At 67.2% G+C, this 15,780-nt stretch carries 15 protein-coding genes and 1 pseudogene; 14 read left to right on the top strand and 2 right to left on the bottom strand.

Annotated elements, in window-relative coordinates:
• Window positions 1-312 precede the first annotated feature (312 nt).
• The 4 genes and pseudogenes from ACFT9I_RS04580 to ACFT9I_RS04565 all read left to right on the top strand — a co-directional run bounded on the left by ACFT9I_RS04580 (window position 313) and on the right by ACFT9I_RS04565 (window position 3,036).
• Window positions 313-804 (top strand): DUF2975 domain-containing protein, encoded by a 492-nt coding sequence (locus ACFT9I_RS04580; protein ID WP_382560607.1) that lies wholly within the window; start codon window positions 313-315, stop codon window positions 802-804.
• The gene (locus ACFT9I_RS04575) at window positions 804-1,025 is read left to right on the top strand and encodes a helix-turn-helix domain-containing protein (RefSeq protein WP_382560605.1); all 222 of its coding nucleotides are present in this window, start codon (window positions 804-806) and stop codon (window positions 1,023-1,025) included. Before ACFT9I_RS04580 ends, ACFT9I_RS04575 begins: the two co-directional genes overlap by 1 nt.
• Before the next feature lie 314 nt (window positions 1,026-1,339).
• Window positions 1,340-1,429: pseudogene (locus ACFT9I_RS04570) on the top strand (IS5/IS1182 family transposase); the annotation flags it as partial.
• Window positions 1,430-1,866: 437 nt separating this feature from the next.
• Window positions 1,867-3,036, top strand: coding sequence for an MFS transporter (locus ACFT9I_RS04565; RefSeq protein WP_382560602.1), 1,170 nt, complete (start codon window positions 1,867-1,869; stop codon window positions 3,034-3,036).
• Between the two features lie 73 nt (window positions 3,037-3,109).
• On the opposite strand, the gene ACFT9I_RS04560 is transcribed toward ACFT9I_RS04565, so the two are convergent.
• Window positions 3,110-3,397 carry a hypothetical protein gene (locus ACFT9I_RS04560; RefSeq protein WP_382560599.1) on the bottom strand — a complete coding sequence of 96 codons (288 nt, stop codon included), beginning with the start codon at window positions 3,395-3,397 and terminating at the stop codon, window positions 3,110-3,112.
• A gap of 166 nt (window positions 3,398-3,563) precedes the next feature.
• On the opposite strand from ACFT9I_RS04560, the gene ACFT9I_RS04555 reads away from it, so the two are divergent.
• The 3 genes from ACFT9I_RS04555 (at window position 3,564) to ACFT9I_RS04545 (ending at window position 6,112) form a co-directional block, all read left to right on the top strand.
• Window positions 3,564-3,836 carry a response regulator transcription factor gene (locus ACFT9I_RS04555; RefSeq protein ID WP_382560596.1) on the top strand — a complete coding sequence of 91 codons (273 nt, stop codon included), beginning with the start codon at window positions 3,564-3,566 and terminating at the stop codon, window positions 3,834-3,836.
• 355 nt (window positions 3,837-4,191) lie between these two features.
• Complete coding sequence (locus tag ACFT9I_RS04550) at window positions 4,192-5,100, top strand: SAM-dependent methyltransferase (protein WP_382560593.1); 909 nt, start codon at window positions 4,192-4,194, stop codon at window positions 5,098-5,100.
• 181 nt (window positions 5,101-5,281) lie between these two features.
• The gene (locus tag ACFT9I_RS04545) at window positions 5,282-6,112 is read left to right on the top strand and encodes a methyltransferase domain-containing protein (protein ID WP_382560590.1); all 831 of its coding nucleotides are present in this window, start codon (window positions 5,282-5,284) and stop codon (window positions 6,110-6,112) included.
• A gap of 96 nt (window positions 6,113-6,208) precedes the next feature.
• Here ACFT9I_RS04545 and ACFT9I_RS04540 read toward each other — a convergent pair whose 3' ends face one another.
• The gene (locus tag ACFT9I_RS04540) at window positions 6,209-7,495 is read right to left on the bottom strand and encodes a cytochrome P450 (protein WP_382560588.1); all 1,287 of its coding nucleotides are present in this window, start codon (window positions 7,493-7,495) and stop codon (window positions 6,209-6,211) included.
• 294 nt (window positions 7,496-7,789) lie between these two features.
• Between ACFT9I_RS04540 and ACFT9I_RS04535 the strand changes: the two genes are divergently transcribed.
• From ACFT9I_RS04535 to ACFT9I_RS04505, 7 genes are all read left to right on the top strand, one after another.
• Window positions 7,790-8,827, top strand: coding sequence for a polyprenyl synthetase family protein (locus tag ACFT9I_RS04535; protein WP_382560585.1), 1,038 nt, complete (start codon window positions 7,790-7,792; stop codon window positions 8,825-8,827).
• A 131-nt stretch (window positions 8,828-8,958) separates the two neighbouring features.
• Window positions 8,959-10,092: a cytochrome P450 gene (locus tag ACFT9I_RS04530; RefSeq protein WP_382560582.1), complete on the top strand. Its 1,134-nt coding sequence runs from the start codon at window positions 8,959-8,961 to the stop codon at window positions 10,090-10,092.
• Window positions 10,093-10,171: 79 nt separating this feature from the next.
• Window positions 10,172-10,999 (top strand): UbiA family prenyltransferase, encoded by an 828-nt coding sequence (locus ACFT9I_RS04525; RefSeq protein WP_382560579.1) that lies wholly within the window; start codon window positions 10,172-10,174, stop codon window positions 10,997-10,999.
• A gap of 14 nt (window positions 11,000-11,013) precedes the next feature.
• On the top strand, window positions 11,014-11,844 hold the full coding sequence (locus tag ACFT9I_RS04520; protein ID WP_382560576.1) for an arylamine N-acetyltransferase: 831 nt from the start codon (window positions 11,014-11,016) through the stop codon (window positions 11,842-11,844).
• Window positions 11,844-13,964, top strand: coding sequence for an aminodeoxychorismate synthase component I (gene pabB / locus ACFT9I_RS04515; RefSeq protein WP_382560827.1), 2,121 nt, complete (start codon window positions 11,844-11,846; stop codon window positions 13,962-13,964). Before ACFT9I_RS04520 ends, pabB begins: the two co-directional genes overlap by 1 nt.
• Window positions 13,961-14,800 (top strand): aminotransferase class IV, encoded by an 840-nt coding sequence (locus ACFT9I_RS04510; protein WP_382560574.1) that lies wholly within the window; start codon window positions 13,961-13,963, stop codon window positions 14,798-14,800. Before pabB ends, ACFT9I_RS04510 begins: the two co-directional genes overlap by 4 nt.
• 13 nt (window positions 14,801-14,813) lie before the next feature.
• Window positions 14,814-15,743: a diiron oxygenase gene (locus ACFT9I_RS04505; RefSeq protein ID WP_382560571.1), complete on the top strand. Its 930-nt coding sequence runs from the start codon at window positions 14,814-14,816 to the stop codon at window positions 15,741-15,743.
• Window positions 15,744-15,780 lie beyond the last annotated feature (37 nt).

The following is a 15,780-nucleotide window of genomic DNA, read 5'->3' as shown; positions in this document are numbered from 1 at the left end:
CACAGGGATGGGAACGATCAGCTTCTGAGTCCGGGCAGCGCCCAGCGCCACGACAGTCACCAATGTCCTCACCTCCTGCTTCCTCAACGGTCCAACGGCCCACTGGCCCACTGGCCCAACGGCATGGCCACGGTACCCACGACGGGCACCGCTTCCAACCGATTTAACGCCACCAGCGCTTCCCCGGCCCGGACTTACCTCGCGCTTGCCTCGCGCCATGGTGCGAACCCGCCTCCCGCCCTCCGGCGTCACCCTTGTACAACCTATCGAGATTCGATAGATTCCCATCGAAGTTCGATGGAAGGACGGGTCATGGGAAAGCTGACGGTACGCGCGCTGCGCGCCGTGCTCGCGGTGGTGCTCACGGGCACCGTGTTCGTACAGGCATTGATGGTGTGGGCGTTGGTCAGCGGGAGTGACCCCGAGGACGGGTCGCTCCCGCTGACCCCGCTGCGCGTGGTCACGATCCTGGGCATCGGGACGGCCCAGGTCGTCCTGGTCTGCACATGGCGACTGGTGACGATGGTGCGACGCGGAACCGTGTTCTCCCACGCCGCCTTCCGGTACGTGGACGTCATCATCGGCGCGATCGTCGCGGCTGCCCTCGTGTGGTTCGCCGTCACGGCCCTGAACGCGCCCGGCCAGCGGGAAGACCCGGGCGTCAGCGTCATCATGGGCGGGATCGGCCTGGCCGTCCTGGGGGTCGCGCTCATCGTGCTCGTGCTGCGGACACTGCTCGCCCAGGCCGTCGCCCGCGACGTCGAAGCGGCGCAGATGCAGGCCGAGTTGAACGAAGTGATCTGATGCCGATCGTCGTCGACATCGACGTGATGCTGGCCAGGCGGAAGATGTCCGTGGGCGAGCTCGCAGACCGCGTGGGGATCACCCCCGCCAACCTGGCGGTACTCAAGAACGGCCGCGCCAAGGCGGTGCGCTTCGCGACGCTCGCCGCGCTCTGCGAGGTGCTCACGTGCCAGCCGGGCGACCTGCTTCGCTGGGAGGCCGAGGACATCGCGGGCGAATGAACCGCGCCTGCCGGCTGCGAACCGGCCCCGCGCCAGGGCGAGTTGGCAACGTGGCGACTTGGCGCAGGGAAAGATTTCAGCCATTGCCGCTCCAGCGGCTGATTCACCTTGATCGCCGCGACGTGGTGGGCGTTTTTGCCCTGGAAAAGGAAGCGGCATGGGGCCCGTGCAGTGCTGGGGCAGGAAAGTAATTCAAGCCAGACACACGTCACGCGTACCAACCTGACCTGCTCACGCTCGGGCAGGCAAGGGAATTTGTATATTGCCTTTCAGCCAAGCCTTGATCGCCCCATGGACTCCGGCAGGCCGGCGAGGAACTACCCGGCGCGAAGAACGCCGTCGGCAGGACGACGGCGATCGCGGACGGTGAGTACCGCAGCACCGGTCCAGTCGTCCCGCACCGCCACATGGGCGCCGCATTGCCCGTATCCCGCCAATTCTCGGACCGAATCGCGCCCGCTTCGGGTTGACGCACCCGACGAGGCGGCGTTCGCCCATGGCCAATTAGGAGAATTCGGGATGCGGAATTACATGACGCTCAAACCACTCATGCCGGGGAAAGCTTGATCGTCGAAACCGAATCTCAAGCAGCTCGAACATCCGCCGGCGCTCCTCGGTACCGGGCTTGATTCCAGCCAGCTGGCACCGCATCGTTGACACGATTGGAGGACTTCACCCAGACTCAATTCCGGTAGGACAGATTCCGGGTATAAGAAACTCGGAGCAGCATACCGGTGACCTGCGGTGATCCTGGGCAATCATGGGCTTTTACCCAGGCTCGACACCTTGAAACTTGAGGCTGAATGGACTGATTCGATTGAGTGGATCCAACAGATGGGTTGTGCTCATCGGCTCGTTCCTGGCCTACATGTTCGACGCACTGGAAATCTTGCTGCTGTCGTTCATGTTGCCTGTGATCCGCGCCGATATGGGACTCACGACGACACAGGGCGGCCTGCTCGCCACGGCGACATTGCTCGGGATCGGGGTGAGCAGCGTAACTGTCGGCTGGCTCGCCGACAACTACGGCCGCAAACGGGCGTTGATGATTTCGCTCGCGGTGTTCGGCGTGTTCACCGCGGCGATATTGTTGGTTCACAGTTTCGCGGTGTTCCTGGCGCTGCGTTTCGTGGCGGGTCTGGGACTCGGCGGGGTCTGGGGAGTCGTATCGGCCTACGTGGTCGAGACTTGGCCGGCCGCGCAACGGGGTCGTGCGGTCGCGTTCGTGCTCAGCGCGTTTCCGATCGGCGGGGTGGTCGCCTCGGAACTGTCGGGTGCGTTGCTGCCGGACTGGCGCCTGTTGTTCTTCATCGGCGGGGTGGGCGTGGTGATCCCGCTGGTCGTCGTCGGACTGTTCTTCCGTGAGTCGGCCGAGTGGGTCGAGCAGAAAACCACACCGGTGAAGGTGACGGAGATCTTCGCTCCGAAACTGCGCAAGAACACTTTGCTCGGTGCGACCGTGGCAACGCTCGCGATGTTCGGGGCGTGGGGCGCGTCCACGTGGCTGCCCACTTATCTGCAGACCGACAAGGACATCCCGGCCGCGACGGTCACGATGTTCATGACGGTGCTCAATATCGGGATGTTCATCGGCTACAACGTCTTCGGGCTGATCGCCGACCGGATCGGCCGTAAGTACGCACTGGTGCTGTCATTGGCCGGTGTGGCGCTGACCTTGCCGCTGTACGTCGTGGCCGCCGACCGCACGACGTTGCTGTGGCTGGGTCCGATGTTCGCCTTCTTCGCCGCATACGCAGGCATCTTCGGTGTGTACTTGGGCGAGTTGTTCCCGACCAGGGTGCGGACGACCGGTGCCGGATTCTGCTACAACATCGGGCGTGGTGTGTCCGCGTTCGCTCCGCTCACGCTGGGCGTGCTGGCTGCCAACGCGGGGTTCGGTGCGGGTCTGCTGGTGTGCGCGGCCTTCATGGCTTGCGCGGCGATCGCCATGACCTTCCTGCCTGACCTGCGCGGCGCGACCCGGCTGAGAGCCGCAGTGGCACGCAGCTGACAGCCGGCCGTGTGGTGGGGGGCGCCCTGCGCGGCACAGATGAGCCGTCACTTCTTGTGACGGCTCGGCCATCTCACCTCCGTTCCACCGGATCGTTGTCACCGGTCCGCCACAGGTAGCTGCGCATCGACAACGACGCGGCGCGCATGGCCGCGCGGATGTCGTCGAGGTCTTCGCCGGAGAGCTCACCGGACGCCGGGGTGAGCGTGGGCAGCATCAGTCTGGCCGCCTCCAGCAGGCACAGCGTCGCGTCCAGCTGTGCGCTGGCCGGCAGTCTGCTCAGGTCCTCGTACAGGGTCTGAATCAGGGCGTCCGGCTCTGCCGGCGCCGCGGTCCTGGTATCACGCGCGACGTTCGTCACGGCCGTTCCTCGAAGCTGCTCGACTGTGGACTCAAGGCTGAGTCTCCTACCCGGGTCGGTTGCGCGGGAACTGATGAGAAGGCCAAGAGTTCCGCAGAATTTGAAGGGAATTCCGAGATGGACGGAAATCGACCGGTAAGCCGGCTGTACGGAATGGGTGGGTGCCATGGATAATGATCAGAACGGCTGCGAAGTTTCCCAGCCGGCTCTCAGCTCGGTACAGGTCGAGATCCTGGAGGGTGTTGCGGCCGGCTTCTCCAGCGGGCGACTTTCGAGAGAGTTGCACCTCAGCTCCAAGACCATCGACTATCACGTCCGCGTCATGTCCGACAAACTGCAGGCGCCGAATCGTGTCTCGTTGGTTTCGAGGGCGTTCGTCCTCCAGATTCTGCGAACAGATTCGTGGCCCCCACGTATTGCACGGGAAACCGCGGATTAACCCTCGATAGTTCGGCCGTGAGGATCCTCTGCACGGAGGGCTGGGGCCCGGTGTCCCACAGCAACCGGTCCTGCGGGGTCTCGAATACCGCACGGCCTTGGCACCACGCAGCAGCTATCATTCCGCAGGCCGGTCCAATCCAGGCCTTACACCGCCTTCTTTGGGGTTTTTCCTAAAGTCGAAGATGCTCACGCCGCGTCGTTGACACGACCAAGGCCGCCCTCCAGGATGGAATCCAATAGCTGCCACCCAATTTCCGGGCGACTCAAGATTCCAGATCATGACGAGCGCAGCGTAACGACCGAAGCAGGCCATTCGCCAATGTCGTCGGCATCCCAGCTCTGGAGGAGTGACCGTGTCAAATCTGGATGAGCTTTCAGGTTCACCTCAAACAGCGCTGGAGCCTCAGGACGAGGTAAGAATAGTTGGCCAGTACTACGACGACAAAACAGCCAGGCTTGTTCGCAAATACGGGCCTGGACCCAGGATTCACTATCATGTAGGTCACTACCCTTCCTCCCGAACGCCACTGAATGTTCGCGAGGCGACGCCGGATGACATTCGCCGCAGCATACGGCTCCATCAAGAGGGTCTGCTGCGGTACGCGGCCAAGATCTGGGGCGCCGAACACCGGCTGTCGGGAAGGATCCTGGATGTCGGCTGCGGTCTTGGCGGGGGCTCGCTCTTCTGGGCCCAGGAGTACGGCGCCGATGTCACGGCGGTCACCAACGCGCCGGAACACGCGCCGATAGTTGAGGGGTTCGCGCGGGAATGCGGTGTGGGCGGGAAGGTCCGAACGCTGGTCTGTGATGCGATGCATCTCCCCCTGGACGGCCCCTACGACGCAGCGGTGGCAATCGAGAGCAGCGGGTATTTCAACCGTCCTCAGTGGTTCGAGCGTCTGGCGCGCGTGCTTCGTCCGGGCGCGAGTGTGTGCATCGAGGAAGTGTTCACCACACGCCCTCACGGGGCGGATGTGTGGGCCGAATACTTCTACACAAAACCGGTTACGGTGCGCGACTACGCAGAAGCCGCGCAGGCGGCGGGTTTCACCTTGGTCGACGACGTCGACGCCACGTCGGAAACCTCGCCGTTCTGGGAGGAGAGTGCCGCCTGGACGAAGGCGCTGCTGGAGAGTGACAACAGCCTTTCAGCAGTTGACCGCAGGCAGCTGAGGATATCTCTGATGGCGAACCAGGCGCTTGGCACCGAATGGCAAGCGGGGGGCTTGCGGCTGGGTTTCTTGCGCTTCGAACTGAAGTGAGCAAAGAACCTGTTGACGGATTCCCGGGGTCCTCGCAACACCTGATGGCCCACGTGGTTGTCAGTGGTTGCCAGTAGATCACGCAGGCGCTCGGCTGGGACTGCCCAGCCGAGCGCAGCGGGTTTCCGCCCGCCGACTTCCCGCCGACTTCCCGCCACCTTCACACGATACGGAGTTCCTCATGACGGTCGAGCAGTTTCCCGCTCCCAGCGACGTCGCCCACATGTATGACGGGATCGGTCAGATCTACGGTTCCGCGTGGGGCCCCAACAAACACTACGGATACTGGGAGAACGAGGCCGACAACAGCTCCATCGAGGAAGCCACCGACCGTCTGACCGACCTGATGATCTCAGGTCTCGCCGCGCAGGCCGGCCAGCGGGTGCTGGACGTCGGCTGCGGCATCGGCCATCCCGCGCTGCGGCTCGTCCGCGCCTGTGACGTCGACGTGTTGGGCATCTCCGTCAGCCACGTCCAGGTGGCGCGGGCCAGGGAACTCGCGGCCTCGGCCGGGCTCGCCGACCGGGCGACGTTCCAGTTCACGGACGCGATGGACATGCCCTTCCCGGACGGCTCGTTCGACGCGGCCTGGGCGTTCGAGTCGATGTGGCACATGCCCGACCGCGGCCAGGTGCTCTCCGAGACCGCCCGCGTCCTGCGCCCCGGCGGCCGACTCGCCATCGCCGATGTCATCGAGCGCGGCCCGGTCAGCCCTGAGGGACGCGTGGTCCTGGACCACATCTGCGAGAACTACGCGGTGCGCTCGTTGGGCACCGTGGACGAATACCGGACGGCGTTGGCCGCCAACGGTTTCGTCGATGTGGAGATCCGTGACATCAGCGACAACGTCGACCGCACCCTCTCGGTCATGGCCGACGCCGTGGAGACCGTCCGCGACAAGCTGGTCGATCTGGTCGGCGAGGAACAGGCCGCCTCGCTCATCGACTTCATGCGTCTGTCCGCGGTCACCCCGGAGAGCGGCTACGTCTTCCTGACCGCGGTCCGCGCCTGACCGCCGACGCCGTCCTGCCGGCGCGCGATCCCCGACCGACACACCGTAACGGCCCGCCAGTTGAACTGGCGGGCCGTTACAAGTGCGTCAAGTGAGTCAAGTGCGTTCCGCGGAGGTCAGCGTGTCGTCCAGCTCTCCCGACGACCGCCCGGATGTCCGTCCCCGCTGCCGCACCCGCAACTCGGTCAACGCCCGGAGAGGAAACACCGGCCGGTGACGGGGCGGCGCCCCCGGTGCCAGAGTCAGACCCGGCATCCTGGTGGCGATGGCCTGTACCGCGATCTCCAGTTCCGCGCGGGCGAACCCGGCTCCGAGGCAGAAGTGGATGCCGTGCCCGAACGCGAGATGCGTGGCAGACCGACTGCCCGGGCTGAACGCGGCCGGACACGCGTGAGAGCGGCTGTCCCGGCCGGCCGCCCCGTACAGCAGCAGCAGCCGGCTCCCCGCGGCCAGGGGGACGTCGCCGACCACCACGTCACGGATCGCGGTCCGGTACATGCCCGCCAGCGGACTGTCGAACCGCAGCCCCTCCTCGACGAGGTCCCGTGTGGAGATCGTCCCGTCGACGACCTCGGCCCAGCCGCCGGGTGACCGAAGCTGCTGGAAGAGGAGCGTGCCGAGCGCCTCGGCACAGGTCATGTGTCCCGCGAAGATCAGTGTGGGGACCTGGCCGGAAACATCGTCGGCGGTGAGCGTGTGGCCCGCCTTGCCGTCGTGGAGCAGCTCACTGATCAGGTCGTCCTGTGGTGAGGCGAGCCGCTCCTGCACGAGTGAACGGGCGAACGCTCCGAAGTCCATCAGCCCGCGGGCGCATTCACGCAACCGGTCGGGATCGGCGTCGCGCTGCAGCATCATGAGTTCGATGCGTTGCTCGGACCATGTGCGGCAGCGGTCGAGGTACTCGTCCGGGACCCCGAGGCGCCGGCAGATCACCTCAAGGGCGTACGGAACGGCGAACGCCGAGATGAAGTCGAACTCCGCCTCGACCGCGGTCCGTTCGGCGAGGTCGGTGGCGATCGCACGGATCGTGGGTTCGAACGCTCTGACCCTGGCCGGCGTGAACCCGACGTTGAGCACTTCCCTGACCCTGGAGTGCTCGGGAGGGTCGAGTGAGCCGACGCCCAGAGTGTCGGCGCCGCGCCAGGTGCGGAACATCCGGCTCACGTCCTCGGGCAACGCGACCGCGGGACGGGGGTTGTGGTCGCGCGCCGAGAAACTCAGGTCGTCCCGCAGCACGGCGACCATGTCCTCGCGCCGGGTGACGCACCACGCGTCGAGCAGGGGGGCGTAGAACACCGGCTCCGTCTCTCCGGTGCCGGCCAGAAATGAATACGGGTCGTCGCGATGTGCGCCGTACGGGTCGAACGACCTGTCTTCATGCAATTGCCCGGAATCAACTGCCACAGTCATTCCGCCTCTCAAACCTTCGGTGAACCATTCCCATCATTCCGCAGACCGGTCCAATCCAGGCCCTGCACCGCCTTCTTTGGGGTTTTTCCTAAAGTCGAAGGTGCTCACGCCGCGTCGTTGACACGCCAGGATGAGGTCGTTCAGGATGGCGGTCGGAACGGTCAAGTAAATTCCGGTGCAGTGATTATCAGTGGTGCAATTCGCGAACCCCATGCGCATGGATTCTGACCAGAAATTGGGAAGGCGTGCGAGCGGAGGAGAATCTCGATGAGCGCACTCGACACCTCGTCGACCGGGCTCCAAGCCTTTCTGTCGCCGAGGACGGCGCAGTCCACGGTATGGCCCGTCATGCGGCAGCGGGCTTCCGCACTGGAGCCGGCCCTGGCCCGGATCTGCTCCTACCACCTCGGCTTCGTCGATGAACACGGTGACCCCAGCGGTGCGGAGGGCGGCAAGCTGACCCGCGCCGGCCTCATGACGGCGGCGGCCGAGGGAGTCGGCCTGCGGCCGGAGGACGTGCGGTGCCAGGCGGCAGCACTGGAGTTGCTGCACAACTCGACCCTGATCCACGACGACATCATCGACGCGGACGAGCTGCGTCGCGGCCGGCCGGCCGCGTGGAAGGTGTTCGGCGCCGGTCTGGCCATCCTGGCCGGGGACGCGTTACAGGCTCTTGGGCTGCAGATGGTCGTCGACGACCCCGGCCCCGGCCGTGCGGAGATCTCCAGCGTGTTCGCCGAAGCCCTCCGGCTGGTTCTCGCGGGCCAGTCTCGCGAACTCACCGTACGGCTGGGTCCGGGCTCCGGCATCGCGGAGTACGACCGGATCGTGGTGGAGAAGACGTCCGCCCTGCTGGAGTGCGCGCTGGTGACGCCCGCACTGCGGGCGGGCAGACCGGAGCATGTCCTGGCCGCCCTGCGCGGTGCTGGCAGGCATCTGGGCCTCGCTTTTCAGATCTTCAACGACGTCGAGGACATCTGGGGCGACCCCGCGGTGACCGGCAAGCCCGTCCGGGGCGACATCCAGCGGCGCAACCCGTCCTTCCCGGTGCTGGCGGCGATGTCCGCCGACAGCCCGGCCGGCGAGCGGCTGCGCCTGCTGTGGCACGCCGACGGCACCACGGCGGCGCACCTGCGGGAGATGGCCGACCTCACCGAGGAGGCCGGCGGCCGTCACACGGCCGAGCAGTTGTCCCGCGGCCATCTCGACTCGGCTCTGGAGCACCTCGGACAAGCCGAGTTGTCGCCGGCCGCGTCCGCCGAACTGACCGCCTTGTTCGACCGCATCGTCAATCGCACGGCATGACCCGTACGACGGACACCGGGGCGACGAGCTCCAGTACGTCGTGATCGTCTTCGACAAGACGGTCTGAACCTCGATTCCGGCGGAGGCCGTCAGTGAGTACCCCAGCTCAACTGCCTTTCGAGCAGACGAATGTGCTGCAACTCGCGCCAGGGCTGCGCACTCTCCAATCCCAGGGCGCGGTCCACCGGGTTCGTACCGCCGAGGGCGACGAGGCGTGGCTGGTCACCGGTCATGCCTGGGTGAGGCGGTTGCTCGACGACGACCGGCTCGGCCGCTCCCATCCCGATCCGGGGGCCGCGGCGAAGGACAGCGGGTCGGCGCTTCTCGCCGGCCTGCTGGGCGGCTTCGCCACCGACCACGCCCGGTTGCGTGCGCTGCTGGAGCCGCACTTCTCACCCGAGCGGATGCTGGCGCTGCGGCCCTACGTCGAAAAACTGACCGGGCAGCTCCTGGACGGACTGGCCGGGCAGAAGCCACCGGTGGACCTGCGCCAGGCGTTGGCGTTGTCGCTGCCGATTCAGGTGATGTGCGAGTGGCTGGGCGTGCCCCAGGAGGACAAGGACCGGTTCGGCGGCTGGACCCAGGACGCCGCCAATGTCGGGGACCCGGTCAGATCCAAGCAGGGGCTGGGCGAGTTGTTCGGCTACTGCAGGCAACTCATCGCTGACAAACGGGAAAATCCGGGCGCCGACGTGATCTCCAGGATCTGCGCGACCGAGGGGATCAACGACAACGAGGTCATCGGGCTGACGGCGTTGTTGCTGTTCGGTGGTTATGAGACCACGGTGGCCCGGATCGGCACCTGTGTGTCGCTGTTGTTGGCCAACTCCGAGCAGTGGCAGGCGTTGCTGCGCGACCCGAGTCTCATCCCCGGCGCGGTCGAGGAGACCCTGCGGATGTCGATGCCGAACCCGCACAACGGCGGCATGCCCCGCTTTGCGCTGACGGACTTCGATATCGACGGGGTCACCGTCCGGACCGGCGACTTCGTGCTGCTGAACATCATCGCGGCCAACCACGACGAGACGGCCTTCGCCGACCCCGGCCGGGTCGATGTCACTCGCGACACCACGGGCAGCCTCATGTTCGGGCACGGTGCCCACTACTGCGTCGGCGCGACGCTGGCCCGGATGCAGCTGCAGGTGGTACTCAGCCAGCTCGTCGCACGATTCCCGACCATGCGTCTGGCTGTCGGTGCGGATGAGTTGAGGCTGCGCCACAGCACGCTGATCGGCGGGTTGATCCAACTTCCGGTGACCTGGTGATTGGATCCTGATGCTGTACAAGATATCTACCGGCGTAGTCACGAAGAGCCCGGATTCAATCCGCGCCTATCTCCTGTTGATGCGACTGGACAGGCCCACGGGGTACGTGCTCTACCTGCTTCCGGGGCTGTGGGCCGTCGTCCTCGCCTCCGGGCAGCGACCGGACCCGCTGACGGTGGTGGTTGTCGCTGTCGCTGCGGTGCTGGTGCGCGGCGCTGCCTGCGCGGTCAACGACGTGGTCGACAGGGACGTCGACGCCCGGGTCGCCCGCACCGTGTCGCGCCCCGTCGTGTCGGGGACGATCAGCGTCGGGAACGCACTCCTGTTCGCCGCGGCACAGGCCGTGGTCGCACTGCTGGTCCTGGCGGTGGCGAACGTGGAGACGGCCCTGGTCGCCGGGGCGTCGTACCCGTTGATCGTCGCGTACCCCTACATGAAGCGCGTCTTCTTCTGGCCCTCGGCGTTCCTGGCGTTGGTCATGAGCGTCTACGTGCTCATCGGCTGGACGGCGGTGACCGGGAGCGTCGACTATCCACTCGCGGTGTACGGCCTGTACGCCGGCGGGGCCTTCTGGACCCTGATTCACGACGCGATCTACTCCCATCAGGACAAGGAGTACGACCGGAACATCGGCGTCAAGTCTTCCGCTCTGCTGTTCGGCAAGGCCACCAAGGCCTGGCTGGCGATGTTCGTCGTGCTCAGCGTCGGCGGCGTGCTGTGGGCCGGTTCCCAGATGTCGATGGGGTGGGCGTTCTACCTGGTCGTCGTGCTCGCGGGAGTCTTTCTCTCCTTTCTGGTCGTACGTGTGGACCTGGACGATCCCCAATCGTGCTGGGACACCTTTGTCGCCAACCCCTACTTCGGTTGGATCACTCTCGCGGCCGTGGTCGCCGGGAAGTTCACATGAGGGATGAGCCACCTGTGACGGATTCGATGTGGCAGGGCAGTGGCGTCGACGTGGACGCCTACCTGACCCGCGTGGGCTACCAGGGCGACGTCGCTCCGGACCTCTCCACACTGCGGGGCCTGCACGTCGCCCACGTCGACGCCATCGCCTTCGACAACCTCGACGCGCTGCTCGGGCGCACGGCGGTGCCGCTGGACCTGGACAGCGTCCAGGAGAAGATCGTGCGGCAGGGCCGCGGCGGCTGGTGCCTGGAACAGGTCGTACTGATGGCGGCCGTGCTGGACCGCATCGGGTTCACGTTCACGGCGTTCGCCGGCAGGACGCGGATCCGCACCGGGAGCAGGTTCGGGCCGGCCCTGCACGTGGCCCTGTGCGTGGAGCTCGACGGCGAACGCTGGCTCCACGACGTGAGTTTCGGCGGCTACGGGCCGCACGAGCCGATCCGGCTCGCGGAGCACGCGCGGCTGGACGGCGACTGGTCGTTCGACCTCGTACGAGAGCCGACCGGTGAACACGTGCTGCGGTTCCTGCGGCCGGAGGGACCGGTGGAGCTGTACGGCTTCACCACGGACATGCGCTATCCGTCGGACTTCGAGCTTCTCAACCACTTCTGCCTCACGCATCCGCGCTCGCCGTTCAACCACCGGATGGTCCTTCAGCGCACACAGCCCGAGGTGCGGCACGTCCTCGCCGGCAGCACTCTCACGGAGATACGTCCCGCGGAGCCCGCGACCTTCCGGGAACTCGATGCGGACGAATTGCTCTCCGCTCCCCAGGAGATCTTCGGAATCACCTTGGAACCGGGCGACGTCCAGGCGCTCTCGAAAATCCTGGACGGTCCATGATGCGTACCTTGCTGCTGGACAACTACGACTCGTACACCTTCAACCTGTACCAGTTGATCGCCGACATCAACGGCCAGGAGCCGGTCGTCATGGTCAACGACGATCCGATGCTGTCCGGCCTGCGACTGGAGGATTTCGACAACATCGTGGTCTCACCGGGCCCCGGTCGGCCGCAGAACCCCCGCGACGTCGGCCTCCTCGGCGACCTGCTGCGCCGCACCACGCTGCCCGTGCTGGGCGTCTGCCTCGGCCATCAGATGATCGCGCACCTGGCCGGGGCGCCGGTGGCCGCCGCGCCCGAACCGAGACACGGGCACCTCGCCAAGATCTCCCACGAGGGAGATCCGCTGTTCGCCGGAATCCCGCGTGAGTTCGTCGCGGTTCGCTACCACTCGCTGTGCGTACGGGAGCCCCTGCCCGAGCAGCTCGTCGCCACCGCGTGGGCGGACGACGGTGTGCTCATGGCGCTGCGGCACCGCGAACTGCCGCAGTGGGGCGTGCAGTTCCACCCCGAGTCGATCGCCTCCCACTACGGGCGCGAGATCCTGCGGAACTTCGCCGAACTGACCCGCCGGACGCGGCACGGACAACGGCCGTCCGTCACCGGCACCGCCGCCGGCACCGAGACCGGCACCGAGACCGCACGGTCCGAGGACAGGCCCGGCGCGGTCGAGGGACTGGGAATCATCAGCACGGTCGTGTCGACCGCCGCCGATTCCGAGGCCATCTTCCTCAAGCTCTTCGACAACATCCCGTACTGCTTCTGGCTGGACAGCAGCCGGGTGGAGGAAGGCCTGTCCCGGTTCTCCTTCCTCGGCGACACGTCAGGCCCGCTCAGCGAAGTCCTGACCTACCGCACCGGCAGCGGGACAGTGGAAGTACGCGACGCGAACGGCGTCCACCTCGTCACCGGCAGCGTGTTCGACGTCCTGGAACAGCGGCTGCGCGAACGGCGCATCCCCGACTCGGACCTGCCCTTCGACCTGACCGGCGGCTACGTCGGCTACTTCGGCTACGAACTCAAGGCCGAATGCGGGGCCACGGCCCGCCACACCGCCGAAACGCCCGACGCCAGCTGGATGTTCGCCGATCGCGTCATCGCGGTCGACCACCAGGAGGGACTGACCTACCTGGTGGCCGTCCACGACGGGAAGACCCGGCGCGACGCGCAGGAGTGGGTGGAACGGACGTCCGCGCTCCTGAGGGGCCTGAACCCGGCCGACGCCGAACCGCCGCGCGAACCCGCCGCCGGCCCGCCCCCGAATGCCGAGGAGTACCTCGGCCGCGGCCGCAGTCAGTACCTGGCGGACATCACGGAGTGCCGACGGCAGCTGAACCTGGGCGAGAGCTACGAGATCTGCCTGACCAACAAGTTGCACATGCCGTTCCACGACGACGACACGTCCTTCTACCTGAGGCTGCGCCGGGCGAACCCGGCACCGTACGCCGCGCTCCTGCGCCTCGGCGACGTCACGGTCTTCTGCTCCTCGCCGGAGCGGTTCCTGCGCGTCGAGAGAGACCGCACGGTCACCAGCAAGCCGATCAAGGGCACAGCCCCTCGCGACGCCGACCCGGTGCGCGACACCGAACTGGCCGCCACCCTCGCCTCGAGCGCCAAGACCCAGGCCGAGAACCTGATGATCGTCGACCTGTTGCGCAACGACCTGGGCCGGGTGTGCGAGGTGGGCAGCATCGAGGTCGACCCGTACCTGGCCGTCGAGAGCTACGAGACCGTGCACCAACTGGTCTCCACCGTTCATGGACGGCTCAATGACGGGGTCAGCGCGATGGACTGCGCCCGGCAGTGCTTCCCGGGCGGGTCGATGACCGGGGCGCCGAAGCTGCGCACCATGGAGATCATCGACCGCTTGGAGACGGAGGCCCGGGGTGTCTACTCCGGCGCCCTCGGCTACTTCGGCCTCTCCGGCGGCACGGACCTGAACATCGTGATCCGCACCGCGGTCCGCGTCGGTGACCGGCTGACCATCGGAGCCGGCGGGGCGATCGTGCTCGACTCCGACCCGCAGGAGGAGTACGAGGAGATGCTGCTCAAGGCGGCGGCGTCGCTCCGCGCCTGGCGGGCGCCGGCGGTGTCGGACGTGGGCGGCTCCCCACGATGAACACACCGAGGAGCACACCGACGAGCACTGCGGCCACCGAGGGCGTCCGCCGGTGGTGGGACGCCGACGGTGGATGGTCGACGGCCGACGCCGCCGGGACGGTGCTGGTCATCGACTCCTGGCTCGTGGACGAGGGGCGGGTGCGGGGACTCGACCGGCACGCCGAACGCTTCGGTTCGGCGTGCGACCGGTTCTCCGAACCGGGAGCGGTACGGACGAACCGGTTCCTGCGGGCGGTCGCCGAGTCGTTGCCCGCGCGAGGCCGGTGGTTTCCGCGCGTCGAACTCGTGGAGACCGGGCCGGGAACGCGGCTGCGGATGTGGCTGCGCCCCGCGCCACCGCGCACCGCGACCGTCCGGCTGTGGAGCGCGGCGGGAGCCGACCGTCGTCGGCTGCCGGCCGTCAAGGGCGCCGACCTGGACCGGCTGGCTTCCCTGCGCGCCGCCGCCGTCACGGCGGGAGCCGACGAGGCGCTGCTGGTCTCGACGGAAGGGCACGTGGTCGAAGGGGCGTCCACGAGCATCGTCTGGTGGCGGGGCGAGGCGCTGTGCGGGCCACCACCCGGCCCCGGCCTGCTCCCCGGGATCACCCGCGCCCTGCTCGGCGAACTCGCCCGTACGGCAGGGCACCAGGTCGTCACCGAGGAGGCCACCGCGCCGGATCTCGCGGGTGTGCCCGTCTGGACGCTGAACGCCCTGCACGGCATCCGTCCGGTCACCGAGGGGCTGGGCCGGTTCCGGGACACGGACGCCGCGGTGGCCGGGCGCTGGCAGTCGCGCCTGGCCGCGCTCGCCGTTCCGGCCGGCGCCTCCCTGATTCCTGTGGTGCACCCATGAAGGAGGTTTCCCGATGACCGCGGCTCGTGAAGTGCCCGAGTACGAGCGTGACTTGCTGGTGCAGTTGACGCTCCGCTGGGGGAAGCGAGTGGCCGTCAAGAAGGACGAGCTCGACCTCGACGGTCACTTCGACGCAGGCCTGCCGGACTTCCCCAAACACCTCGTCCCGGTGCTGGGCCTGCCGGGTGCCGACCGGCTCGACCGGGACGCTCGCGAGCGCATCCTGTCCGCGGCATGGATCGCCTACAACGCCAAGACCGCGGCCATCGAGGACGAGATCATCCTGCCGGCCTGCCGGTTGATGCTCCAGGAACGGATCCCCGTCCGCCGCGACGACGTCGCCGTCGACGCGCTGCACCAGACGATCATCGACGAGCACTACCACATCCTGATGTGCCACAACGCCGTCGGTGTCACCCGCAGGCGGCGCGACCTGGCGGACGCGCGGTTCGCGCCGGGCGGCTGGTCGGTCGTCCAGGGACTGAACGCGGTCCGCGCCGGGCTGTCCGGGTTCGACCGCGACATCGTCGACATCGCGTTCTCCCTGGCCGCCGAGACGACGATCAGCGGGTTCCTCTCCGCACTCGCCACCGCCCGGGAGATCCAGCCGATGAACCGGATCACCACCGATCTGCACCGGCGGGACGAGAGCGGACACGCGGTGGTGTTCCGCGAGTTGTGCGGCTCGCTCTACCGGAACCTGGACGGCGCACAGCGGCGTACGTTCCGCGAAGCACTCGTCACCGGGCTGACCGCGTTCCGCTCCGCGGACCTGGACCCCTGGGTGACGGTGGCGGCCCAGGGCGGCTTCGAGATCGACACCGGTCAGCTGCGCGAGTGGGCCGCGTCCCGTCCCGTACCCGCGCGGGACACCGGACCGTTGCAGCTGCTGCTCGACGACCTGGGCATCAGCCACGACCTCGTCGAGACGGTCCGGCGCTGACGGCCCCGCGCCGCCCAGCCATGAGAAGCGGACGGAG

Source organism: Streptomyces sp. NPDC057137, assembly GCF_042670825.1.
In the GTDB taxonomy this organism is placed as follows: Bacteria; Actinomycetota; Actinomycetes; order Streptomycetales; family Streptomycetaceae; genus Streptomyces.
The sequence above is the reverse complement of the archived record's forward strand: the minus strand, read 5'-3'. Positions and strand labels throughout refer to the sequence as shown.